Raw genomic sequence first — 22205 nt, 5'->3', positions numbered from 1 at the left:
CAGAAAGGGCAGTGCGATGAGTAAAGTATTTGAATCAAAATCTTTAATCGAAGAAGCGAAGAGCAGAAAAAAGCAATATGAGACGCTTGAGGAGCAGCTGAACACGCTGAAAAAAGCGTTTCAGGGAGTTGCAGATTTAGGCGATAATTTTAAAGGAAAAGGCGCGGACAATATTAAAGATTTCTTTCAGGGGCAGGCCGAAATCGTCGAAAGCTGGCTGACGCTTGTCTCTGCTCAAATTGCATTTTTAAATGGCATTTCAGGCGATATTAAAGATCAAGAACTGAATGATTCATATGTGGAAACTTCATTTTTGGATCATGAGCTGCCCAATGGAGACCTGAAGGCTTCAGAGATTGTCTCCGCTCATAAAGAAGAAATCGATTCTATTTTGTCAGGCATCAGCGATATTATTGATCTCGACATGTATACGCTTGACGACTATGCAGATAAGATGGGCGATGCCCAAAAAATCAGACGTGACACGATCACAGCTGTCGATAAGCTTGATGAATCCCTGACCACTGAATATCAAAATTTAGAATCTCTGGACAACGCAGTGCTCACCAAATATTCTGTTCTCATGCAGGCCACCAGCAATGGCAAGAGCGCATCCCCTATGTACTATGACAAAAAAGCCTTCCACAGCAATGAAGTCTACAAAAGCGTCATTGAAGTAGAAAATCAAGGAACAACCTATATCGATGCAAAAACCCAGCAAGCAGAAGCAAGACGTCTCCAGGAAAAAGCCGAGGAAGAAGCAAACAAACCATGGTACGAAAAAACATGGGATGGAGTTTGCAACTTTACTGGAGAAGTCACTGGCTATTATGATTATAAAAGAGCAACCGAAGGCGTTGATCCGGTTACCGGAGAAAAACTCTCCACCGCAGAACGTGTGACAGCAGGAGCTATGGCCGCTGCCGGATTCATACCAGTTGTCGGCTGGGCAGGCCGGGCCTTCAAAGGCGGAAAAGCCATCTACAAAACCGGAAAAGCAGCTATCGCTGCTGAACACGCTTTAGACGCCTACAAAACAGGCAAATCCTTAGACATTCTCAAAATGACAGAAATGGGTGCATACGGCCTTGTTGCGTCAAACGGATTCTCAGAAGCCGTCACGGGACGGGATATGTTTGGAAACAAAGTGTCTGAGGAGAAGCGGAAACAGGGGGCGCTCGAAGCTGTACTGAGCTTAGTTGGAGCCGGCGCATTGGCGAAACACATTGATAAAGGCATCCCGCTTGCAACCCATTCAAAAGTTCAAACAGCTAACAAGACATTAGAAAAAGTAAAACAATTCAAAGTCCCAACAAACGTGCGTGTATACGCAGAACGCCCAGTAACTCCGGATGGCTTCACATTCGGAATTCCGACAGTCCGTGTCGATGTGGAAAAGACGGCTGTTAAGGATCTTGGGATTGTGAAGATGGCGAGTAGCCAGTCTAAAAAACCCCAATGGTTGGAAAAACCTGAGGGGATGACTCAAAATGATTACGTTGCTCATAATGGTACTAACTACAGTAAAAAGAAACGGACTGAAGAATACAATGCTGCGATAGCTGATAGAGAGAAGATAGTTGGAGACAATTCAAATGGATATCGTTTAAAGGAACCAACTAACTGGATGGAAGATAGAGGTATGATACAAATAAAAGAAAGATTAAAAAGAAAATCTTGGACAGATAGAGATGGATTTAATTGGCAATGGGATTCCCAGCATGGCAAATTAGAAAAGTGGAACCGCAGAAGAACAGAGCATTTAGGAGAGTTTGATCCTGTAACTGGTAAGCAGACGAAAAAAGGCGAGCCTTCAAGAAGATGGGATGGTTAAAAAATATGGAACATGGAATCAGATTTATTAATGAATACCCTGAAATCGGTGAATTGCTTCATCGTCTATTTGTAAATAGGGAATTAGACGAATGGTACAAGAGCAAATGCGCAGAGAAAATAAAAGTACCTGATGAATTTAATCAAATAAAAGGTTTGAAAAAAATTGAAGTTAGAGATTTAAACAATCCTTCAGGAGAAATTGATATCCATTTGCAAGGTCTTTCTGGGGAAAATGGTTTTCATTTAGAACAGCAAATCAATATGAAAGTATCTAAATTGGTTCCTGTTTATGTATTAGATTATAGTTATTCCCTAAGACACGATTTAATCGATGGCGCTTATGACATTGTAGGAACCGCTGAATCTTTAGAATTCATTCAGGGAACGAACTATATTAATAAAATAATGCAAGAGAAAGGGTTTATTGAACTCAGTTATTTGTATGATTACTACGATACTGTGTATGAGTGGAGTGAATTGCCGCATATACAGCCTTTCAACAGGAGATTAACATTAGGAGATGCCTTGTTTACTGATGTATTAGAATTGCTATAGTTAAAAACTTGCCGTGTTGTCATCGGCAAGTTTTTTTATAGAAAGTATAACAATGTAGAGTGCAAGGAGAAGCGGGATGAAAAGAGACCATATTTCTCAATTGCAGCCATTAAAAATCTGTAATGGCTGGTCTGTAGTACTGAACAATTTATGTTCAGAAAAAAGAATGCAAGAAAAATGTGAATTACTAATACTGCAAAATGAAAAACGTAAGGCCTTTATTAAGGTAAGTTATGAAAATAATCAATACTATATCAAAGTAGCTGGCTTACATACAGATAAGATTTATGAAGATGAGTCTTTTAATGAGATAGAACAATTATTAGTTGAGTTAGAATATCAAATCTGGAATGTGGGAAGCGGGGTTTTAGAAAATTTGCAGCCGCTAACCCAACAGATTCCCAATTTCTTAAGGCTAAAGATACCGGCTGGTTGGACCGTTGATTATATTACTTTAAAAGATACTGATCCTAAGACTCTAAAGGCAAATGACGATGCTTGGTTATTTGACTTTAATCAAGATCTCCTACAGATTTCTCATAAGACAAAAAAATTGCTGCTTGACGTAGGGTGGTACCCAGAAGGTGATCAAGCCGGAAGCTACGGGATTGAACTAATAAAAAACGGAGATTGGGAAAATCCTTTAGAGGATATTATATGTACTGAACTTAAAGAATTAATTAAACAATTGGATTATATTTTTATGAAAGAAATGAAAAATGAATATTAATAAAAAAGCAGATTATACTATCTGCTTTTTTCAATGATATAATTTGGAGTCATTGCTAAAATCGACATGCAGGACAATTGAGCGCGAAAAGAGGGATACAAGTAAAATGGAAATACATCAAATTCACGATTTTCATCTAAAAGATGAATCGGATTTTGTTCAAACACAACAATTCCTTAAAAATCGTATCAACCTATCCCACACGATCCATCCAGACTCCATCAACACCTGCGCAGGCGTCGATCTCGCCTATTGGGAGCAGAACGGAGAACCATACGGGGTGTGCAGTATTATCGTGGTTGACGCTGATACAAAAGAAGTCATTGAAAAAGTGCATAGCATGGGGAAAATCAGCGTACCGTACGTTTCGGGTTTTCTTGCGTTTCGTGAGCTGCCTTTGATCATCGAGGCAGCGAAAAAGCTGGAGACGGAGCCGGATGTCTTCTTGTTTGATGGCAACGGATATCTGCATTACAATCATATGGGCGTTGCCACCCATGCGGCTTTTTTTCTGGGTAAGCCGACGATTGGGATTGCGAAAACCTATCTCAAAATCAAAGGCTGTGATTTCGTGATGCCTGAAAATGAAGTAGGCGCATACACCGATATTCTCATTGACAGCGAGGTATATGGCCGGGCGCTGCGGACGCGGCGGGACGTGAAGCCTATTTTCTTGTCTTGCGGTAATTATATTGATTTAGAAAGCAGCTATCAGATCACGATGAGCTTAATCAATCAAGAAAGCAGGCTGCCGATCCCTGTCCGCCTGGCTGACCTTGAAACACATGTCTTGCGAACGTTTTATCAGAAAAATCACGGGTAACACTTGGGGCTCTAAGCCATCAAGTGTTTTTTTGTATGCTGTGTGCTTTCCTGATCTCAAAAACCTTGTCCTTGTGGAAAGATTTTATTTGAATGTTTTCCGCGTCAAATCGATAAAAGCCTTTAATGGCGCAGACATCCACTTGTCCTTATGCCATGCTAATTGAGTGAAAACGGGGCAATCACTCTGCCAATTGAGTTCTTTCATTCGGCCTGCTGCAATATCATCTTTTACTGTCATTTCAGGCAAGATTCCAATCCCAAGTCCGGCCATTACGCATTGTTTGATGGCTTCTATGCTGACGAATTCCAATTTGTTAGGATAGACACCGGAGTCATGCAAATTGTTCTCAAAGAGCGTGCGATACGAGCAGCCGTCCTCTGTCAGCAGAAGAGTTTCGTTTTGAAGATCCTTCAATGTTACTGGTAAATCCGCAGGAAAAGGATGGTCATTAGCAGCCACCATTTTGATCTCATCCTGAATCAAAGATTCAACGTGCAGTGCGTCTTCCGTCCGGTTTACATCCAAGATGAAGGTGATATCAAGCTGGCCCTGTAAGAGCTGTTCTTTCGCTTGTTCATTGGAGATATATGGTTTGAATATGAGCTTTACTTGGGGAAATGCCTGTTTAAATTCTTTTATGATAGGCGGCAGGCGGTATGTGCACTGGCTTTCCGTCGCCCCGATTTTTAAGGTTCCGGTTGTTTCTTTTACTTGATTTGCGGCCATTTTCGCTTCTTCTGTTAACGCAATAATCTTCTGTGCATAAGATTTGAACGTTTTTCCTGCTTCTGTCAAGATAAGCCGCTTGCCGAGCCGTTCAAATAAAGGCGTCCCGATTTCTTCTTCAAGTGATTTGATCTGAGAGGTAACGCTTGATTGTGCATAATTAAGCATTTTGGCGGTTAGGGTGAAGTTTACATGTTCTGCCGCCGTAATAAAGGTGATCAGCTGCTTCAATTCCACTTGTTCTCTTCCTTTCTAAATCGGTTTTAGCGATTGGATTAATCGAAATAATCATCTGTATTGATTGATGAATCCATTATAAAATGAAGAAAATCATTCGTAAACAAAGGAGCAGATGCATCATGAAAATTGCGGTTATAAATGGCGGAACTCGGTCTGGCGGAAATACGGATATTCTTGCGGAGAAGGCTGTTCAAGGATTTGATGCAGAGCACATTCATTTGCGGAAATATCGAATCCAGCCAATTGAAGATCTGCGCCACGACCAAGACGGCTTTCGTCCTGTTCAAGATGACTACGATTCTATCATTGAGCGGATATTGCCGTGCGATATTCTTGTATTCGCCACCCCAATTTATTGGTTTGGCATGTCAGGGACATTAAAGCTGTTTATTGATCGCTGGTCACAGACGTTGAGAGATCCGAGATTTCCTGATTTTAAACAGCAAATGTCAGCGAAACAGGCATATGTAACAGCAGTGGGCGGAGACAACCCAAAAATAAAAGGGCTGCCGCTGATTCAGCAATTTGAACATATTTTTCATTTTATGGGAATGCCATTTAAAGGTTATGTGCTGGGAGAAGGCAATCGTCCAGGCGATATTCTTCGTGATCATCAGGCGCTGTCCGTTGCGAGCCGCTTACTGAAAAGAAGCGATGCGATATGAAGTTTTTGCTGTCGGTCATTGCTGGCATGCTGATTCTTGCATTCTTTTTATTTTGGAAGGTCCAGCCTCCTGTTTGGATACATGTTGAAACCGATTCACCCCAGTTGAAGAAATCTGTGAGAATGGCAGGAACCACGCTGCAAGTCAAGTACATCATCAAGAGTGACGCAGGAGAAGAAACAGCTGTCATATCGAACGGCATTTCTGGTCCAAAATAAAAAAGCACCTTTCAGGGTGCTTTTTTCTACAAATGAGGAATTACAAGGCCTCCATATAAAAACGCCGCAATAATCAAAAATGCCGGATGCATTTTGAATTTTGTCATGGCAAGGAGGGAGATCCCCGCAATTACAATAGATTGGATCCATCCGATTGCTTTGATGCCGTCTGCGCCGATTTGCCAGGTAAGAATGAGCATCATGACCGCGATGACAGGCTGAACGGACAGGGTCATGCCTTTGATAACAGGGGATTGACGGAAGCGCTGGATGATGCGCAGCAGGACGATCAATGCGAGCGCCGACGGTACAACGGTTGCAATCAGGGCAATCAGGAAGCCGGGCCAACCGCCTGCGCTGTAGCCGACATACGCGGCGATTTTGGTGGCGATGGGGCCCGGCAATGCGTTCGCAAGTGCGAGCATATTTGAGAATTGATCGTTTGAAAGCCAGCTGTATCTGTTTACGACTTCTTCAAACATTAGCGGGATAGATGCAGGTCCGCCGCCATATCCCAGTAGGTTTGCGATAAAAAACGCCATAAATAAATAGATCGATATCATGAGGCCGACATTCCTTTATCATGTTTATTTGTGACTTTGTCTTTCAGTTTAAAATGAAATGCCCCGTACGCTAAGAAAATGATAATGACAAGGCCGGGATTGATCTGAAACGTTTGCAGGCCGATAAAAGCGATGATAAAAAACAGGATTCCGGTGACCCAGCCGAAACCTTTAAGCGCTTTTTGGCCAAACTCGTACGCCATAATTCCGAGCATTACTGCAATCACCGGCGTGACGGCGCCTATCATGCCGGCAACAACTGCTGAATGGCTTAACACATTTACTGCCGCAAACAAGCCCACCATCGCCAGACATGTAGGCAGAATGTGGGTGAGTGTCGCCACAATGGCACCTAATGTGCCTTTAAGCTTAAAGCCCAGATACGCAGCCATTTTTGTGGCAATCGGCCCGGGAAGCGCATTAGCGATTGCTAATATTTCTCCGAATTCATCATCGTCAATCCATTTATATTTATTGACCGCTTCATGGCGGATCAGCGGAATCACGGAAGGTCCGCCGCCGAATCCTAATATGCCGGTGCGTACCATTGCAGCCGTCATATCCCGATAAGGATGGTTTTTCATTTGTTTCTCTCCTTTACAGCTTCATTCCCATGCGGCTTTTGTATCGTTTGATCAGCATCTGGCAATCAACACTGACGACGCCTCGCAATGGATACAGCCGTTTTGTTAAAAACTCTTCCATTTCTTGATCGTTGGCAAAGATCCCATGCATATGCAGCTTGCTCGGACCTGTCATGTGATAAAGGCTGGTGACCGCAGGCTCTTCCTCAAGCTTAAGAGCGACCTCTTCTAAAAATTGCGGTTCTACCTCGACATTGAAAAACACGGATACATGGATGCCGATTTTAGCGGGATTGATGACCGCGGTGAATTTTTCAATAACGCCGGCTTCAATTAATTGGTTGATACGAGCCTGGACGGCGACCCGGGACAAATCGACTCTTTTGCCAAGATCCGTATAAGAAATTCTTCCTTCTTCATGCAAAATGGTGAGAATTTGTTTATCAGTCTCATCAAGTACAAGGTTTGGGATTTGATATTCATGACTCAATTGCTCCACCTGCTTTCGTAGCCTTTTAGCCATCATTTTATCATAAAAAGTTACGTTTCGAACGAAAAATTTTTTATTTGTTTTCGAAATGAATGAATAAATATCTTATTGTTTGCGAAAAGAAGAAAGTTCGTCAGTTTTTCTGCCGGATCAGTAGATGTGAAAAATCAGGCTCCCTATACTGAAGAAAATCTCTTAAAAAGGGGACTTGTGATGAACAAATCTGTCATCGGTACAAAGCAAATGGTCGTTAGTCCGCATTATCTTGCTTCTCAGGCCGGAAACCGCATACTGGACAAGGGAGGTAACGCATTTGACGCCGCCGTTGCGGTGAGTGCTTGCCTGGCGGTTGTGTATCCGCATATGACCGGACTTGGCGGGGATGCCTTTTGGCTGACCTTTCATCAGAAAACAAAATCAGTAAAAGTCTACAATGGCACCGGACGTTCAGGAAAAAACGTAACGAGAGATGTATATAAGGGAAAAAGCGTGATTCCGCTGCGGGGAATTGACAGTGCCATTACTGTGCCCGGGATGGTTGATAGCTGGGATGCGGTACTGAAGGAGTATGGTCGCATGTCTCTTGAGGACGTGTTGGAGCCGGCACACGATTATGCCCAAAATGGGTTTCCTGTATCAGCCGATCAGTGCCGTCACACAGAAACGAATCTTGAACTGCTCGTCTCCACGCCTTACACAACTGACATTTTTACAAGAAGAGGCAAAGCACCTATTCCGGGAGAGCGGTTTGTGCAAGAAGAGCTTGCAGAGAGCTTGAACATGATTGCCAAAAAAGGAAGAAGCGCATTTTATGAAGGAGATATCGCTCAGCGGATTGTCTCGTATTTACAAAATAACGGCAGTTACATGACACTCGATGATTTTAAAGCGCACCGGGGCGAGTGGACGGAGCCTGTATCAAGTGATTATCGAGGATACAGTGTGTATCAGGCGCCGCCGAATTCTCAGGGATTTACCGGTTTATTAACACTGAACATTTTGGAAAACTATGATTTCACCAAAATCGAACATGGATCTTTTACGTATTATCATGTGCTTGTGGAGGCATTGAAAAAGAGTTTTCTAGATCGGAATGCCGTCCTGACTGATCCGGCGTTTGCAGACATCCCGCTTGAAAGGCTATTGGACAAACGTTATGCAAAACAATTGGCAGAAGAAATCGGCTATCTCGCAGTACCGGCTGCAAGCAGGCCGGTGGGAAGCGATACGGCATATGCGGCCGTAATCGATGCGGATGGCAACGCAGTGTCATTCATTCAAAGCCTGTACTTTGAATTTGGTTCTGCAGTCACTGCCGGTGATACAGGCATTTTGCTGCAAAATCGCGGGTCATTTTTCTCATTGGATGAACATCATGTCAACACACTTGAACCGGGAAAGCGCACCTTCCATACGCTGATGCCGGCTATGGTCTGTAAAGGCGGAAAGCCGAAAATCCTGTACGGAACACAAGGCGGCGAAGGCCAGCCGCAGACCCAGACGGCCATCATTACCCGAATGCTGGATTACGGAATGGATCCACAGCAGGCAATCAGCGAACCGCGCTGGGTATGGGGCAGAACGTGGGGAGAGGAATACGAAGGCCTCAGAGTCGAGGGTAGATTCACAGAGAAAACAATCCAAAAACTGAAAGACAGCGGACATCTCGTGGAGGTTGTCGGTGACTATGATCCGCTGATGGGACATGCGGCAGCAATCAAAGTTGATGAAGAAGGATTTCTCCAAGGCGGAGCTGATCCCCGGGGAGACGGAGCGGCTGTGGGGGTTTAAATAACTATAGGATACAAATATAAATCAAAAGCATAAACAGGAGGGAGACCTCTACAATGTGGTACATATACTGTTTATCTTCAGGTCTATAATTCCACTCCACAAAAATACGTATTGAGTCAATCACAATAAAAAATAAGAGAAGCAAATATTCAACTGGAAAAAAGGAGAGTGAAAACACAAACAAAATAAGTAAAATGATTTCGATCCATTTGTGTGTACTGCTGACATGTTTATATCGCCAGCCGGAATTATCAATACCGTATTTTTTCTTTATAAAAAATTGAGAGGCCATGCTGGTGGTAATAGCGATCAGCATTAAAATCCAAAAGTTTGTCATTCCAATTCCTCCTAATCTACCTTTATACGAAGAAAAAGGAAAAACGTTTCATAAAAGAACACCCGAAGCTTTCTCCGGGTGTTCTTTTTTTATAGGTAACATTATGTAATCACAAGGTCTTTTTGACTAGTTTCTTCTATTTAAATAGTCCTTCTGTTCAGCTGGGACGAATCAGTGTGAATTCTTCCCCGAGCTTGGCATAATGGTTTCCCGCCAATCGTGAGGCTGGCTTTAATTCATCTGTCAAAATATATCCCTTTTCTGCATCATACACCTTTTCGTCTAGGTGGAAGCAGACGACTCTTCCGATGAGCAGATCTGCTGTAGTGACTCCTTGATCATTGTTAAAGGTAATATGCCGCTCTAATGTGCACTCAAAGCGAACACGGGCTTCCTGAATGCCGGGAACCGAAACAGCGTTGCTTTCAACAGGGTGAAGCGAGGTGCGCGTAAGCTCGCTTTCATCCGGCCCTAAGTTTGCAGCCGTTTCATTGATATCTTCAATGATGTCTTCATCACTGACATGAACGACAAATTCTCCGTTTTCCACTGCGTTTCGCGCTGTATCTTTTTGGCGCCCTCCCGCCCTGTTCACAGAAATACTGAGGAGCGGAGGATCTGAGCTGACGACGTTATAAAAGCTGAAAGGCGCGGCATTTACCGTTCCTCCTGAAGAAAGTGTTGTCACAAATGCAATGGGGCGGGGAATAACGGTACCTGACAATAGCTTGTATGTGTCTTTGGCACTAAGTTGGTCAGCTTGAAATATGTACATGGCAACAACCGCCTTTATCGTTAGGATATCTTGATTATAACGAAATGGTTTCGAGGAAACCAAATGATGCGGGTTGCATATGTTATGTCATGACATATATCTAATACAGGGGAAATGAAAAAATAGGCTTCCGTACCTCAGCCGGCAGCCTATTGAAACAATGGAAACTTAAATTATTTGTATTTCTTTTTGACTACCCAGCAATTGCCGTCTTTCCAGTATTCTTTTTTGCTGTCATAATCATCGTGCTTTTTGCAGTGTTTCTTATGGGAACGGTAAGATTTTTTGTGTGTGCGGCATGATTTTTTAAAGCTGCGAGATCTTTTGTGTGTACGGCATGATTTTTTAAAGCTGCGAGATCTTTTGTGTGTGCGACGTGACTTTTTAAAGCTGCGAGATCTTTTGTGAGAACAGAACGATCTTTTGAAGCTGCGTGATTTTTTGTGGCTGCGAGATTTTCTGTGAGAACGGTGTGATTTTTTGTGGCTGCGAGATTTTTTGTGAGAACAGTAATATTTTTTATGGCTGCGAGATTTTTTGTGAGAGCAGTATGATTTTTTGTGACTGCGAGATTTTTTGTGAGAGCAGTATGATTTTTTATGGCTGCGTGATTTTTTGTGAGTACGGTGCGACTTTTTATGACTGCGTTTTTTTCCATGAGGCTCTTGGTATAAATAATCCTTTAAACCTTCTTTTTTAGCGGATTTCACCGCTTCTTTGATGTCAGAATGGGAGTAGTGGCCCAATTTGAAATCCTCCTTTTTAAAAATATGTTAAGGATGAAGATCCTTACTACCCTCATAGTACGCGCGGTTTTAAAAAGTGTATAAGTGTTCCGCTGAGATCGCATAAAAATAAACGCCTAAAATTTGTAAGGGGGATTATGGATGAAGAATCAATCCAATTTACCGCTTTATCAGCTGTTTGTTCATCCAAAAGATTTGCGTGAATTAAAAAAGGATATATGGGACGATGATCCGGTGCCGGCTGTGATGAAGGTAAACCAAAAAAGGCTGGATATTGATATTGCGTATCGGGGATCACATATCAGAGACTTCAAAAAGAAGTCATACCATATTTCCTTTTATCAGCCTAAGTTATTCCGCGGCGCACGAGAGATTCACTTAAATGCGGAGTATAAAGATCCTTCCTTGATGAGAAACAAATTGTCTCTGGATTTTTTCTCAGAGCTAGGGACACTGTCTCCAAAGGCAGAGTTTGTGTTTGTAAAGCTGAATGGGAAGAATGAAGGGATTTATCTTGAACTAGAATCCGTTGATGAATATTACTTAGCAAAAAGGAAGCTGGCGGACGGTGCGATTTTTTACGCGGTGGATGATGATGCTAACTTTTCTCTGATGAGCGATTTGGAAAGAGAAACGAAGACCTCGCTGGAGCTTGGATATGAAAAGAAGACAGGGACTGAGGAGGATGATTTTTATTTACAGGATATGATTTTTAAAATTAATACTGTCCCTAAAGCTCAGTTTAAATCAGAAGTGACAAAGCATGTGGATGTCGATAAGTATTTGCGATGGCTTGCCGGTATTGTATTCACCTCAAACTATGACGGGTTTGTCCACAACTACGCATTATACAGAAGCGGGGAAACCGGATTATTTGAGGTGATTCCTTGGGATTATGACGCGACCTGGGGCAGGGATATCCATGGAGAGCGGATGGCTGCCGATTATGTAAGGATTCAAGGATTTAATACACTAACCGCCCGTATATTGGATGAACCCGATTTTCGCAGGTCTTACAAGCGCCTGTTAGAAAAAACGCTCCAATCTCTTTTTACAATAGAATATATGAAACCGAAAATCATGGCGATGTATGAACGGATTAGGCCGTTTGTCCTGATGGACCCGTATAAAAAGAATGATATTGAGCGTTTTGACCGTGAGCCGGATGTGATCTGCGAGTATATTATAAACCGTTCACAATACCTCAATAATCATTTAAGTATTTTATAAATGTGTGAAAATGGGTATCCGCTGAAAAAGCGACAATTAGGCTATTGAATTAGTTCAACAAATAAATGTGACACGTATATATGCAGTATGTTTATCATCTATGTATAAGTGACTAGGAGGAATTTGAATGAGCAAGAGGAGAATGAAATATCATTCAAATAATGAAATATCTTATTATAACTTTTTGCACTCAATGAAAGATAAAATTGTTACTGTATATCGTGGAGGTCCGGAATCTAAAAAAGGAAAATTAGTAGCTGTAAAATCAGATTATATTGCTTTACAAGCTGAAAAGAAAATAATTTATTATCAGTTGGATCATGTGAAAAGCATTACTGAGGATACCAATAATAGCACCACAACAATTGAGACTGAGGAAATGCCCGACGCTGATGATTTTCATAGCTTAATCGGACAATTAATGAACCAATCAGTTCAATTTAATCAAGGGGGTCCAGAATCTAAAAAAGGGAGATTGGTCTGGCTGGGAGATGATTACGCTGCGTTACACACAAATGAGGATGGAGTAGTGTATTTTAATATCCATCACATCAAAAGCATAAGTAAACATGAGCCCGATTTGAAAATAGAAGAACAGACGCTAGCAGGTGTCCTGGAAGCTGATGATTTAAGCGAGGTTTTTAAGAGCCTAACTCATAAATGGGTTTCCATTAATCGTGGAGGTCCGGAAGCAATTGAGGGTATCCTTGTAGATAATGCTGACGGCCATTATACTTTAGTGAAAAATCAAGAGGTGCTTCGCATCTATCCTTTTCACATAAAAAGCATCAGCTTAGGTCCAAAAGGGTCGCACAAAAAAGAGGATCAAAAGAATGAGCAAAACCAAGAAGACAATCATGATAAAGACAGCAGTTCGTTCATTTCATCAAAATCATCTAAACGATCACTAAAATCTTCAGATTATCAATCATCCAAATCTGGTCGTTCGTCACGTTCAAAAAGTTCGTCAAAATCATCCAAACGATCACTAAAATCTTCAGATGATCAATCATCCAAATCTGGTCGCTCGTCACGTTCAAAAAGTTCATCAAAATCATCCAAACGATCACTAAAATCTTCAGATTATCAATCATCCAAATCTGGTCGTTCGTCACGTTCAAAAAGTTCGTCAAAATCATCTAAACGATCACCAAGATCATCAGATTATTCAAGTTCCTTCAAAAATTCAGGAAGACAAAAAGAAGATTATAGCTATGAAACGATTGTCAGAACGATAGACTATCACTGGAAACGCAAATTTTAATTGATAACGGGGAGCATCAGATTGAGTGATGCCCTTTTTCAGTTAAAGGAGGAGAATAGTGAAAGGTTTGAATCAATTACTTGACACAGATGTTGAGGTTGTCATTTCAGGAGATACAAGGTTTGTTGGCACCCTCATAGATGTCGGACAGGATATTTTTGTTATATTTGATGGCTGCAATTATCTTTATATTCCATTGCTGCATCTTCATCAAATGAACAAGGCGAAAATAATGACCAACACTGAGAAATCAATTTTGATCAATCCAGAAGATTCTATGACGGAGGCAGAAACTCAAGCTTTTTCATATAGAAATACATTAAACAAGGTCAAAGGCCAGTTTATTGAAGTTTATGTAACTGGGGGTCGTTCGATACATGGGTATGTTACAAACGTTTTAAACGATTATATTGTATTTTTCTCACCCGTATTTAAAATCCTTTTTATATCTATGCATCATTTAAAGTGGTTTACCCCTTATTCAACTGAACAAACACCGTATACTCTTGATAACTCACAATTGCCTGTCGTGCCTTCCAATGTTCCTCTTGTCCGTAATTTTGAGGAGCAGATCAAAAAATATATTGGTGAATTGGTCATATTCGATATGGGAGAGGTGCCAGAAAAAGTCGGACTATTAAAAGATGTTTCCAATAATATAATTGAGCTGATTAACGCAAGTGGAGAGCCGGTCATTTGGAAGTTAAATCATCTAAAGACAATGCATCTACCCTAGTGTATGCAAAACTGCCCTCTCGAAAAACAGAAGGCAGTTTTTTGTTTCATCCTGTGCTAAAGAAATAACCAACTGATCCAAACATATAAACATGCCAACGTAAAAAGAACAGTCAGCGGAATGATGATAATGGTCGTTTTGATATATTCGCCCCATGAAATACTTTCATCATGCTGTTTTAGTATATGCATCCAAATAAGCGTTGCTAAGGTTCCTATAGGCAATAATAATGAACCGATATCACTGCCGATAATATTTGCCAAGTAGATGATTTTTGTTGTTGAAGGATTCAGTGGCATTTCAGTTAAGGTAAAAGTACTGATCATTAAAGCTGGATGGTTGTTAAATAGATTAGAAAAGACTGAAGTAGAGATACCCGATGCGAAAGTTGCATGGGCGAGGCTTCCAGAAACCACTGGTTCAAAATAGCTCACAAGCAACTCAGTGAATCCGATATTATGCAGACCATAAATTAAGACATACATAGTAAAAGCGAATATAAAAATGTGCCAAGGAGATTTGTATAACAAGTCTTTTGGGGGGGTTTTGAAATAAATCCATCTCCAGCCCAAAAGAATAACAGACCCGATGACAGCGACAAGAGGAACAGAAATACCGGTATATGATGCTGCAAATAGACTCAATCTGACGAGAAAAACAAATGCAAGCACAAACAGCATGATTTTTGTTTGATTTCGTTCTCGTAAAGGAGCTGACGGCGAATGAAGAGGATGGTACCTTCTATGCTGCAGAGACTGAAAATGGCCCGGTATATCTGGCAGGCTTTTGGGAAGACGTTTATAAAAGAACATAAACAGTAGACAAGTCATAAAAATGAGTCCCATCATACTAGGGACAAACATCATGGCGGTATGAAGATAAAGATCCATTCCAATGATTTTGAGAGAAATTAAATTCACAATATTACTTACGCCAATCGGTGCGCTAGAGGCTGTGGCTATTAAAACACCGCTTAATAAATATGGGGTTTTTTGATGTTTTTTTAAACCTAAATATTTTAGTACAAGCAAAAGGATTGGGGTTGTAATCAAAACGCTCCCATCATTATTTAGGAAAATGGTCATGAGAAAGCAGAGCAAATTGGTTAGCCAAAAAAGCTTGATGCCAGAACCCCTGGATTGTTGGAGCAGTTTTGCAGCCACCCAATAAAAGAAACCAAAGCTTTCCAGTGCAATGGCCATAATCATAGTGGCAAGGATTGTAACCGATGCACCCGTGACTTTTGTTCCTATTTCCCCTAAGTCTGCCAATGACACACTTCCGCACAATAAAACCATTAAAGCGCCTAATGTTGCGGGGATAGCTTCATTTAGTCCTTTTGGCCTCCAGTAAATAAAAATCAGTGTTGCGAAAAAAGCGAGCAATGTTAATATGCTGGTGAACTCAATAATTTACTTCACCTCTCTATCTTTCATTTTTAAAATCAGACGATTGTCATGCGCTTACTAATGTCCTTGCCAACTATTTGTACTGTATGTATACGTATACTGATATGAAGTTGTACTAAGCGATTATATTATATTAATAAAAATTCCATAAGAATCCCAAAAGAAAAAAGAGATTGCAAGTATCGTTCATGTACCTGCATCACTCTCTTTAGTTCTTGTCTGCTGACAATTTGAAATATGAATAAAGTGCTTTAAAAGCGGATTATGATTGTCTTTGCGGTAAGCGATAACCCATTCTGCATTAAGCTGTATTTGGTCCATATTTCGATAAGTTACATCCAAATTAAATAATTTTTTGGCTGAGGAAGGAACAAATGTAATGCCAATTCCAGCACTGACTAAACCAATCACCATTTGGTATTCTGTAGCTTCCTGGACGATGTTGGGGTGGAAGCCCGCTTGCTCACAGAACTGAATAAAATCCATGTATAGAGTAGGCCATGCTTCTTTAGCTACAGTAATAATTGGTTCATCTCTTAAATCCTCAATCGTAATTGATTCTTTAGAAGTCAATGGGTGTTGCTTAGGCAAAGCTAAAACACAAGGGCTGCTTTGGGCGGTTTCGATATGCAAAGCTGTATGCTGTAAGGGAGGATGAAGTATACCAATATCAATGTTGCCCTTTAGTAGCTCCTCCTGCTGCCTAGACGAGGATATTTCACGTAACTCTATTTTTACAGATGGGAATTTTTTGCGATATTCCCGGACAATCGGCGGCAGAAATTCATATGTAGCTGATCCGACAAAACCGATTACGAGATGGCCGTGCTCGCCGCGTGCCGTCCGCTGTGCCAGTTCAATTCCTTGTCCGATTTGCATCAATGCCATGCGGCAATGATTTAAAAAGATTTCTCCTGCTGCGGTAAGCTCGACAAATCGTTTTGTCCTTTTCAAAAGCGTCACCCCGACTTCTTCCTCCAGCTGTTTGATCTGCTGGCTGAGAGGAGGCTGCGTCATGTTCAGCCGTCGGGCAGCCTTTCCGAAATGAAGCTCTTCGGCTACCGCGATAAAGTATTGAAGATGGCGAAGCTCCATTCAATATGCATTCCTTTCCATAGGTTAATAATTCGTATTACATATTAATCATAAGGCGAATCGATATTGGAGGTCAATTTCCAAAGAGTGTATAGTGAAACGTATCACAAGTCATTTAAAATTTTACGTTAAAATGCATAATAAGGAGTGAGGGTGTTGACAAAAGCAACAAAAGAACAAAAATCCCTTGTGAAAAACAGAGGGGCGGAGCTTGTTGTTGATTGCTTAGTGGAGCAAGGTGTCACACATGTATTTGGCATTCCGGGTGCAAAAATTGATGCGGTATTCGATGCTTTACAAGATAGAGGACCTGAAATTATCGTTGCCCGGCACGAACAAAATGCAGCATTTATGGCGCAAGCAGTCGGCCGTTTAACTGGAAAACCGGGGGTCGTGTTAGTCACATCAGGGCCGGGTGCATCTAACTTGGCAACAGGTTTGCTGACAGCGAACACTGAAGGAGACCCTGTCGTTGCGCTTGCTGGAAACGTGATCCGTTCAGATCGTTTAAAACGGACACATCAATCTTTAGATAATGCGGCGCTATTTCAGCCGATTACAAAATACAGTGTAGAGGTTCAAGATGTAAAAAATATACCGGAAGCTGTTACAAATGCATTTAGGATAGCGTCAGCAGGGCAGGCTGGGGCCGCTTTTGTGAGCTTTCCGCAAGATGTTGTGAATGAAGTCACAAATACGAAAAACGTGCGTGCTGTCGCAGCGCCAAAACTCGGTCCTGCAGCAGATGATGCAATCAGTGCGGCCATCGCAAAAATCCAAACAGCAAAACTTCCTGTCGTTTTAGTCGGCATGAAAGGCGGAAGACCGGAAGCGATTAAAGCGGTTCGCAAGCTTTTGAAAAAGGTTCAGCTTCCATTTGTTGAAACATATCAGGCTGCCGGTACCCTTTCAAGAGATTTAGAGGATCAGTACTTCGGCCGGATCGGTTTATTCCGCAACCAGCCTGGCGATTTGCTGCTTGAGCAGGCGGATGTCGTTCTGACTATCGGCTATGACCCAATTGAATATGATCCGAAATTCTGGAATGTCAATGGAGACCGGACAATCATCCATTTAGACGAGATTATTGCTGACATTGACCATGCTTACCAGCCGGAACTTGAATTGATTGGTGACATTCCGTCCACGATCAATCATATCGAACACGATGCTGTAAAAGTGGACTTTGCAGAACGTGAGCAGAAAATCCTTTCTGATTTAAAACAATATATGCATGAGGGTGAGCAGGTGCCTGCAGATTGGAAATCAGACAGAGTGCATCCTCTTGAAATCGTTAAAGAATTGCGTAATGCAGTCGATGATCATGTTACAGTGACCTGTGACATCGGTTCACACGCGATTTGGATGTCACGTTATTTCCGCAGCTACGAGCCGTTAACATTAATGATCAGTAATGGTATGCAGACACTCGGCGTTGCGCTTCCTTGGGCAATCGGCGCTTCATTGGTGAAACCGGGAGAAAAAGTGGTTTCTGTCTCTGGTGACGGCGGTTTCTTATTCTCAGCAATGGAGTTAGAGACAGCAGTTCGACTAAACGCACCAATTGTACACATTGTATGGAACGACAGCACATATGACATGGTTGCATTCCAGCAATTGAAAAAATATAACCGTACATCTGCGGTCGATTTCGGAAATATCGATATCGTGAAATATGCGGAAAGCTTCGGGGCAACTGGCTTGCGCGTAGAATCACCAGACCAGCTGGCAGATGTTCTGCGTCAAGGCATGAACGCTGAAGGTCCTGTTATCATTGATGTCCCGGTTGACTATAGTGATAACATTAATTTAGCAAGTGACAAGCTTCCGAAAGAATTCGGGGAACTCATGAAAACGAAAGCTCTCTAGCACTCTGCGCATCACGACACTGTTTTATGAACAGCACTAATTAAAAGGAGTGAAGGGAAATATGAAACGCGAAAGCAACATTCAAGTGCTCCACCGCGGCCAAAAAGATCAGCCTGTGAGCCAGATTTATCAAGTATCAACAATGACTTCTCTATTAGACGGAGTATATGACGGGGATTTTGAACTGTCAGAGATTCCGAAACATGGTGACTTCGGTATCGGAACCTTTAACAAGCTTGACGGAGAGCTGATTGGGTTTGACGGAGAATTTTACCGTCTCCGCTCAGACGGAACCGCGACACCGGTCCAAAAAGGGGACCGTTCACCGTTCTGTTCATTTACATTCTTTACACTGGACATGACGCACAAAATTGATGCGAAAATGACACGTGAAGAGTTTGAAAAAGAGATCAACAGCATTCTGCCAAGCAAAAACTTATTTTACGCAATCCGTATTGACGGACTGTTTAAAAAGGTGCAGACAAGGACGGTAGAATTGCAAGAAAAACCTTACGTGCCAATGGTTGAAGCGGTCAAAACACAGCCGATCTTCAACTTCGACAACGTGCGAGGAACGATCGTAGGTTTCTTGACGCCAGCTTATGCAAACGGAATCGCCGTTTCTGGCTATCATCTGCACTTCATTGACGAAGGACGCAATTCAGGCGGACACGTTTTTGACTATGTGCTAGAGGATTGCACGGTTACGATTTCTCAAAAAATGAACATGAATCTCAGACTTCCGAACACAGCGGATTTCTTTAATGCGAATCTGGATAACCCTGATTTTGCGAAAGATATCGAAACAACTGAAGGAAGCCCTGAATAAAAGAAAAAAAGAAAGCCCCTTTTTGCAGGGCTTTCTTTTTATTTGGCTCTTTTCCTGATTTTAGATAAAATAACATCAAAACAGTAAGGGTGTGGTCTGATGAAAATATTGGTTTTGGCAGTTCATCCTCATATGGAGACGTCAGTTGTTAATAAGGCGTGGGCTGAAGAATTGAGCAAACATGACAATATCACAGTACGGGATCTTTATAAGGAATACCCGGACGAAGCGATAGATGTTGCGAAGGAACAGCAGTTGTGCGAGCAATACGATCGGATTGTCTTTCAATTCCCGCTATATTGGTACAGCTCTCCGCCGCTCTTGAAAAAATGGCAGGATCTTGTGCTGACTTACGGCTGGGCTTTTGGTTCAGAAGGAAATGCTTTGCATGGCAAGGAGCTGATGCTGGCTGTGTCAACAGGAAGCGAAGCGGAAAAATATCAAGCCGGCGGCGCCAATCATTACTCGATCAGTGAGCTATTGAAACCATTTCAGGCCACGAGTAATCTGATCGGTATGAAGTATCTGCCTCCATATGTGTTCTATGGCGTGAATTATGCAACTTCAGAGGATATTTCTCTCAGTGCAAAACGATTAGCCGAATACATCCAGCAGCCTTTTGTTTAAAAGAAAGCCCTGCCCGACATGGCAGGGCTGTTTGTGATTAAAAATCCGGCAGTTCAGACAGGTTATTTTCCTTCGTGCCGTCCGGTTCACTTCGCAAAATGTCACGCCCGTATTTATGAAAGACATCAACATGAGCGAGCTTTCCTGCTTTTGCTTCTGACAGCGCTGTAGGGTAATCGAGCTCTCTTCCTGTATTGGTTTTCACTGCGATAATATTGTCTTCCTCATTTCTTCTAACCGCAATAATTTCTTCTTTTCCAGATGGAACATTTTCCTGATCGGCAGTTGTTTGCCGGGCTTTATACGATTCATATGCTGCTTCAAATTGATCCATATTTACACCTCCGCTTTTTAGCGTGAACAAAAATGTCGATGATCATGTAAGGTTTTGACACAGCATACGACAATATTTCCTGAGAAATATCGTGGGAATGTGACAAATCCATTCATAATAAAAGGGATTCCGCACAAATACGGAATCCCTCTCAGTTATTTTGTCATGTGTAAATCCTGTGTTTTCATATAACCTGTCGCACCGCCGTAATCAACGAATACCCAATCAAAATCAAAACCGCCTTTATTCGTTTTACTCCAGCCTAAAAAAGAAACGCTTGTGTTTGCTGGGAGAGTCTTGATGCTCTTTCCGTCAGCGGATGTGTATACTTTCGTTTTTGTTTTGGTTTTTACTGTTGTTGCTGCTTTTACAATGTAATGAGTGGAGACAAAGCCTGTTTTTCCGTTTTTATAATGAACCTTTGCCCAGTCAGCATTTGAGAAGGAAATCAGCTTTAAGCTATCGCCTAAGTGCAGTGTATCGGCTTTCTGGCTTGATGCGGAAGCCTTCGTTCTGACATTTAGAGCCTCTGCTGACACCAAATAAGAATCAATCGGATAACTGTATAAATCATCAATGCTTACAGTTGTTTCTGGCTGTTGAGCATGGATCGTGTCAGCGCCGCCTGCAGCAGCCGCAGTCATTCCAGCCGCAAGTGCTAAAGTTGAAAATATTTTTATTGGTTTGTTCATGTCGTTCCTCTCCTCACGTAAGAGAAATAATTCACTCTATATCCCTATTCACGTTATCGCAGGTTTCTAAACATGAAAAAGGATCAGATAAAAATCTGATCCTTGACTATTATTTTTGTGTTTCTAGTTTGAGAGGCGCGGATATTGATTTTTTTACTTTTTTTCCGTGCAAAATGTCATCTGCTGCTTCTGTAGCCAGTTTACCGATTAATTCAGGCTGCTGAGCGACGGTGGCTGATAGCTTCCCGTCTTTAATGGAAGCGAGCGCATCTTTATTGCCGTCAAAACCGATCACCAATATGTCTTTCCCCGAACTGTTAATTGCCTCGAGGGCACCGAGCGCCATTTCATCATTGTGAGCAAAAACAGCTTGGATATCAGGATGGCCCTGCAACAGATTTTCCATGACTGTCAGGCCTTTGGTGCGGTCAAAGTCAGCTGATTGTTTTGTGACGACATTGAGCTTTTTGTCTGCGATGTGATGGAATCCGGAGCCGCGTTCCCGTGTGGCAGAGGCGCCAGGCACGCCTTCTAGCTCTGCTACCTTTGCTCCTTTTCCAAGTTTGTCGGCAATAAACGCCGCGGCCATTTCACCGCCTTTTATATTATCGGAAGCAACGAGAGTTTCAACTTTTCCTTGTTCGGCGGATCGATCGATTGTGACGACGGGCACACCGACTGCGTTTGCAGATTCTACTGCCGTTGAGATCGCCGAAGAATCAGTCGGGTTGATTAATAATGCATCAACGCCTTGCTGAATTAAATCTTCCACGTCACTTGTCTGTTTCGATGAATCATTTTGTGCATCCACAATGATCACTTTCATTCCCCGTTTTTCAGCTTCTTTTTCGATGCCCTTTTTTAATGAGACAAAAAAAGGATTATTAAGCGTTGAGACGGACAAGCCGATGGTGAATTCCTTTTTGTTCCCCGAGTTTGATGGCTTTGCCCATTTAGGAGGCTCAAGCGAACAGGCGGTTAACAAAAATAATGATAACGTTAAAATGACGGATACAGCCTTTTTCATGTAAAAAC

Annotated in this window: 25 protein-coding genes; 13 read left to right on the top strand and 12 right to left on the bottom strand. The window is 42.0% G+C overall.

Annotated elements, in window-relative coordinates:
• The first annotated feature begins 16 nt into the window (after window positions 1-16).
• The 4 genes from CDO84_RS17615 to CDO84_RS17600 all read left to right on the top strand — a co-directional run bounded on the left by CDO84_RS17615 (window position 17) and on the right by CDO84_RS17600 (window position 3944).
• Window positions 17-1834 (top strand): T7SS effector LXG polymorphic toxin, encoded by a 1818-nt coding sequence (locus CDO84_RS17615; RefSeq protein ID WP_040081595.1) that lies wholly within the window; start codon window positions 17-19, stop codon window positions 1832-1834.
• Window positions 1835-1839: 5 nt separating this feature from the next.
• On the top strand, window positions 1840-2391 hold the full coding sequence (locus tag CDO84_RS17610; RefSeq protein ID WP_040082499.1) for a hypothetical protein: 552 nt from the start codon (window positions 1840-1842) through the stop codon (window positions 2389-2391).
• A 76-nt stretch (window positions 2392-2467) separates the two neighbouring features.
• Window positions 2468-3121 (top strand): hypothetical protein, encoded by a 654-nt coding sequence (locus tag CDO84_RS17605; RefSeq protein WP_040081597.1) that lies wholly within the window; start codon window positions 2468-2470, stop codon window positions 3119-3121.
• 106 nt (window positions 3122-3227) lie between these two features.
• Window positions 3228-3944 (top strand): endonuclease V, encoded by a 717-nt coding sequence (locus CDO84_RS17600; protein ID WP_040081598.1) that lies wholly within the window; start codon window positions 3228-3230, stop codon window positions 3942-3944.
• A gap of 84 nt (window positions 3945-4028) precedes the next feature.
• Here the strand turns inward: CDO84_RS17600 and CDO84_RS17595 are convergent, their stop codons facing one another.
• The gene (locus tag CDO84_RS17595) at window positions 4029-4910 is read right to left on the bottom strand and encodes a LysR family transcriptional regulator (protein WP_040081599.1); all 882 of its coding nucleotides are present in this window, start codon (window positions 4908-4910) and stop codon (window positions 4029-4031) included.
• Window positions 4911-5032: 122 nt separating this feature from the next.
• Here CDO84_RS17595 and CDO84_RS17590 point away from each other — a divergent pair, with 122 nt between their 5' ends.
• Both CDO84_RS17590 and CDO84_RS17585 read left to right on the top strand, forming a co-directional pair.
• Window positions 5033-5578 carry a flavodoxin family protein gene (locus CDO84_RS17590; protein ID WP_014665636.1) on the top strand — a complete coding sequence of 182 codons (546 nt, stop codon included), beginning with the start codon at window positions 5033-5035 and terminating at the stop codon, window positions 5576-5578.
• Window positions 5575-5796 carry a hypothetical protein gene (locus tag CDO84_RS17585; protein ID WP_040081601.1) on the top strand — a complete coding sequence of 74 codons (222 nt, stop codon included), beginning with the start codon at window positions 5575-5577 and terminating at the stop codon, window positions 5794-5796. Before CDO84_RS17590 ends, CDO84_RS17585 begins: the two co-directional genes overlap by 4 nt.
• 26 nt (window positions 5797-5822) lie before the next feature.
• Here the strand turns inward: CDO84_RS17585 and chrA are convergent, their stop codons facing one another.
• Genes chrA through chrS form a run of 3 tightly spaced genes read right to left on the bottom strand, consistent with a single transcriptional unit; the run spans window position 5823 to window position 7433 of the window.
• Window positions 5823-6359 carry a chromate resistance efflux protein ChrA gene (gene chrA, locus CDO84_RS17580; RefSeq protein ID WP_014665634.1) on the bottom strand — a complete coding sequence of 179 codons (537 nt, stop codon included), beginning with the start codon at window positions 6357-6359 and terminating at the stop codon, window positions 5823-5825.
• Complete coding sequence (gene chrB / locus CDO84_RS17575; protein WP_040081602.1) at window positions 6356-6943, bottom strand: chromate efflux transporter subunit ChrB; 588 nt, start codon at window positions 6941-6943, stop codon at window positions 6356-6358. Before chrB ends, chrA begins: the two co-directional genes overlap by 4 nt.
• A gap of 13 nt (window positions 6944-6956) precedes the next feature.
• Window positions 6957-7433, bottom strand: coding sequence for a chromate efflux transcriptional regulator ChrS (gene chrS / locus CDO84_RS17570; RefSeq protein ID WP_014478181.1), 477 nt, complete (start codon window positions 7431-7433; stop codon window positions 6957-6959).
• 213 nt (window positions 7434-7646) lie between these two features.
• On the opposite strand from chrS, the gene ggt reads away from it, so the two are divergent.
• Window positions 7647-9224, top strand: a complete 1578-nt coding sequence (gene ggt, locus CDO84_RS17565; RefSeq protein ID WP_040082500.1) for a gamma-glutamyltransferase — start codon at window positions 7647-7649, stop codon at window positions 9222-9224.
• 4 nt (window positions 9225-9228) lie between these two features.
• Here ggt and CDO84_RS17560 read toward each other — a convergent pair whose 3' ends face one another.
• From CDO84_RS17560 to cotG, 3 genes are all read right to left on the bottom strand, one after another.
• The gene (locus CDO84_RS17560; protein ID WP_040081604.1) at window positions 9229-9564 is read right to left on the bottom strand and encodes a DUF4181 domain-containing protein; all 336 of its coding nucleotides are present in this window, start codon (window positions 9562-9564) and stop codon (window positions 9229-9231) included.
• A 157-nt stretch (window positions 9565-9721) separates the two neighbouring features.
• Window positions 9722-10339, bottom strand: coding sequence for a flavin reductase family protein (locus CDO84_RS17555; RefSeq protein WP_040081606.1), 618 nt, complete (start codon window positions 10337-10339; stop codon window positions 9722-9724).
• 173 nt (window positions 10340-10512) lie between these two features.
• Window positions 10513-11085 (bottom strand): CotG/ExsB N-terminal domain-containing protein, encoded by a 573-nt coding sequence (gene cotG / locus CDO84_RS17550; RefSeq protein WP_082032945.1) that lies wholly within the window; start codon window positions 11083-11085, stop codon window positions 10513-10515.
• A 141-nt stretch (window positions 11086-11226) separates the two neighbouring features.
• Here cotG and cotH point away from each other — a divergent pair, with 141 nt between their 5' ends.
• The 3 genes from cotH to CDO84_RS17535 all read left to right on the top strand — a co-directional run bounded on the left by cotH (window position 11227) and on the right by CDO84_RS17535 (window position 14315).
• The gene (gene cotH / locus CDO84_RS17545; protein WP_040081608.1) at window positions 11227-12315 is read left to right on the top strand and encodes a spore coat protein CotH; all 1089 of its coding nucleotides are present in this window, start codon (window positions 11227-11229) and stop codon (window positions 12313-12315) included.
• Window positions 12316-12442: 127 nt separating this feature from the next.
• On the top strand, window positions 12443-13579 hold the full coding sequence (locus CDO84_RS17540; protein ID WP_040081610.1) for a hypothetical protein: 1137 nt from the start codon (window positions 12443-12445) through the stop codon (window positions 13577-13579).
• A gap of 58 nt (window positions 13580-13637) precedes the next feature.
• Entirely contained in the window at window positions 13638-14315 is a 678-nt protein-coding gene (locus tag CDO84_RS17535) for a DUF2642 domain-containing protein (RefSeq protein WP_040081611.1), read from the top strand.
• Window positions 14316-14371: 56 nt separating this feature from the next.
• On the opposite strand, the gene CDO84_RS17530 is transcribed toward CDO84_RS17535, so the two are convergent.
• Together CDO84_RS17530 and alsR are read right to left on the bottom strand one after the other, a co-directional pair.
• The gene (locus CDO84_RS17530) at window positions 14372-15700 is read right to left on the bottom strand and encodes an arsenic transporter (RefSeq protein WP_014665624.1); all 1329 of its coding nucleotides are present in this window, start codon (window positions 15698-15700) and stop codon (window positions 14372-14374) included.
• Between the two features lie 210 nt (window positions 15701-15910).
• Complete coding sequence (gene alsR / locus CDO84_RS17525; RefSeq protein ID WP_014665623.1) at window positions 15911-16819, bottom strand: acetoin biosynthesis transcriptional regulator AlsR; 909 nt, start codon at window positions 16817-16819, stop codon at window positions 15911-15913.
• 156 nt (window positions 16820-16975) lie between these two features.
• On the opposite strand from alsR, the gene alsS reads away from it, so the two are divergent.
• From alsS to CDO84_RS17510, 3 genes are all read left to right on the top strand, one after another.
• Window positions 16976-18688, top strand: a complete 1713-nt coding sequence (alsS, locus tag CDO84_RS17520; RefSeq protein ID WP_040081612.1) for an acetolactate synthase AlsS — start codon at window positions 16976-16978, stop codon at window positions 18686-18688.
• A gap of 61 nt (window positions 18689-18749) precedes the next feature.
• Entirely contained in the window at window positions 18750-19517 is a 768-nt protein-coding gene (gene budA, locus CDO84_RS17515; RefSeq protein WP_040081613.1) for an acetolactate decarboxylase, read from the top strand.
• A 99-nt stretch (window positions 19518-19616) separates the two neighbouring features.
• The gene (locus tag CDO84_RS17510) at window positions 19617-20144 is read left to right on the top strand and encodes an NAD(P)H-dependent oxidoreductase (RefSeq protein WP_014665620.1); all 528 of its coding nucleotides are present in this window, start codon (window positions 19617-19619) and stop codon (window positions 20142-20144) included.
• A 37-nt stretch (window positions 20145-20181) separates the two neighbouring features.
• Here CDO84_RS17510 and CDO84_RS17505 read toward each other — a convergent pair whose 3' ends face one another.
• The 3 genes from CDO84_RS17505 to rbsB all read right to left on the bottom strand — a co-directional run bounded on the left by CDO84_RS17505 (window position 20182) and on the right by rbsB (window position 22197).
• Window positions 20182-20478, bottom strand: a complete 297-nt coding sequence (locus tag CDO84_RS17505) for a DUF3892 domain-containing protein (RefSeq protein ID WP_014665619.1) — start codon at window positions 20476-20478, stop codon at window positions 20182-20184.
• A gap of 155 nt (window positions 20479-20633) precedes the next feature.
• Window positions 20634-21170 carry an SH3 domain-containing protein gene (locus CDO84_RS17500; RefSeq protein ID WP_014665617.1) on the bottom strand — a complete coding sequence of 179 codons (537 nt, stop codon included), beginning with the start codon at window positions 21168-21170 and terminating at the stop codon, window positions 20634-20636.
• Between the two features lie 109 nt (window positions 21171-21279).
• Window positions 21280-22197, bottom strand: a complete 918-nt coding sequence (rbsB, locus tag CDO84_RS17495) for a ribose ABC transporter substrate-binding protein RbsB (protein ID WP_040081614.1) — start codon at window positions 22195-22197, stop codon at window positions 21280-21282.
• Window positions 22198-22205: the final 8 nt, after the last annotated feature.

This window comes from Bacillus sp. MD-5 (genome assembly GCF_002201875.1).
GTDB classification, from domain to species: Bacteria; Bacillota; Bacilli; order Bacillales; family Bacillaceae; genus Bacillus; species Bacillus stercoris.
This window is presented reverse-complemented; position numbering and strand designations above follow the sequence as displayed.

Excerpts from the sequence above, each read along its gene's own strand:
- CDO84_RS17615 (WP_040081595.1), top strand. The coding sequence starts at position 17 with ATGAGTAAAGTATTTGAATCAAAATCTTTAATCGAAGAAGCGAAGAGC.
- CDO84_RS17610 (WP_040082499.1), top strand. The coding sequence starts at position 1,840 with ATGGAACATGGAATCAGATTTATTAATGAATACCCTGAAATCGGTGAA.
- CDO84_RS17605 (WP_040081597.1), top strand. The coding sequence starts at position 2,468 with ATGAAAAGAGACCATATTTCTCAATTGCAGCCATTAAAAATCTGTAAT.
- CDO84_RS17600 (WP_040081598.1), top strand. The coding sequence starts at position 3,228 with ATGGAAATACATCAAATTCACGATTTTCATCTAAAAGATGAATCGGAT.
- CDO84_RS17590 (WP_014665636.1), top strand. The coding sequence starts at position 5,033 with ATGAAAATTGCGGTTATAAATGGCGGAACTCGGTCTGGCGGAAATACG.
- CDO84_RS17585 (WP_040081601.1), top strand. The coding sequence starts at position 5,575 with ATGAAGTTTTTGCTGTCGGTCATTGCTGGCATGCTGATTCTTGCATTC.
- chrA (WP_014665634.1), bottom strand. The coding sequence starts at position 6,359 with ATGATATCGATCTATTTATTTATGGCGTTTTTTATCGCAAACCTACTG.
- chrB (WP_040081602.1), bottom strand. The coding sequence starts at position 6,943 with ATGAAAAACCATCCTTATCGGGATATGACGGCTGCAATGGTACGCACC.
- ggt (WP_040082500.1), top strand. The coding sequence starts at position 7,647 with ATGAACAAATCTGTCATCGGTACAAAGCAAATGGTCGTTAGTCCGCAT.
- CDO84_RS17560 (WP_040081604.1), bottom strand. The coding sequence starts at position 9,564 with ATGACAAACTTTTGGATTTTAATGCTGATCGCTATTACCACCAGCATG.
- CDO84_RS17555 (WP_040081606.1), bottom strand. The coding sequence starts at position 10,339 with ATGTACATATTTCAAGCTGACCAACTTAGTGCCAAAGACACATACAAG.
- cotH (WP_040081608.1), top strand. The coding sequence starts at position 11,227 with ATGAAGAATCAATCCAATTTACCGCTTTATCAGCTGTTTGTTCATCCA.
- CDO84_RS17540 (WP_040081610.1), top strand. The coding sequence starts at position 12,443 with ATGAGCAAGAGGAGAATGAAATATCATTCAAATAATGAAATATCTTAT.
- alsR (WP_014665623.1), bottom strand. The coding sequence starts at position 16,819 with ATGGAGCTTCGCCATCTTCAATACTTTATCGCGGTAGCCGAAGAGCTT.
- budA (WP_040081613.1), top strand. The coding sequence starts at position 18,750 with ATGAAACGCGAAAGCAACATTCAAGTGCTCCACCGCGGCCAAAAAGAT.
- CDO84_RS17510 (WP_014665620.1), top strand. The coding sequence starts at position 19,617 with ATGAAAATATTGGTTTTGGCAGTTCATCCTCATATGGAGACGTCAGTT.
- CDO84_RS17505 (WP_014665619.1), bottom strand. The coding sequence starts at position 20,478 with ATGGATCAATTTGAAGCAGCATATGAATCGTATAAAGCCCGGCAAACA.
- CDO84_RS17500 (WP_014665617.1), bottom strand. The coding sequence starts at position 21,170 with ATGAACAAACCAATAAAAATATTTTCAACTTTAGCACTTGCGGCTGGA.
- rbsB (WP_040081614.1), bottom strand. The coding sequence starts at position 22,197 with ATGAAAAAGGCTGTATCCGTCATTTTAACGTTATCATTATTTTTGTTA.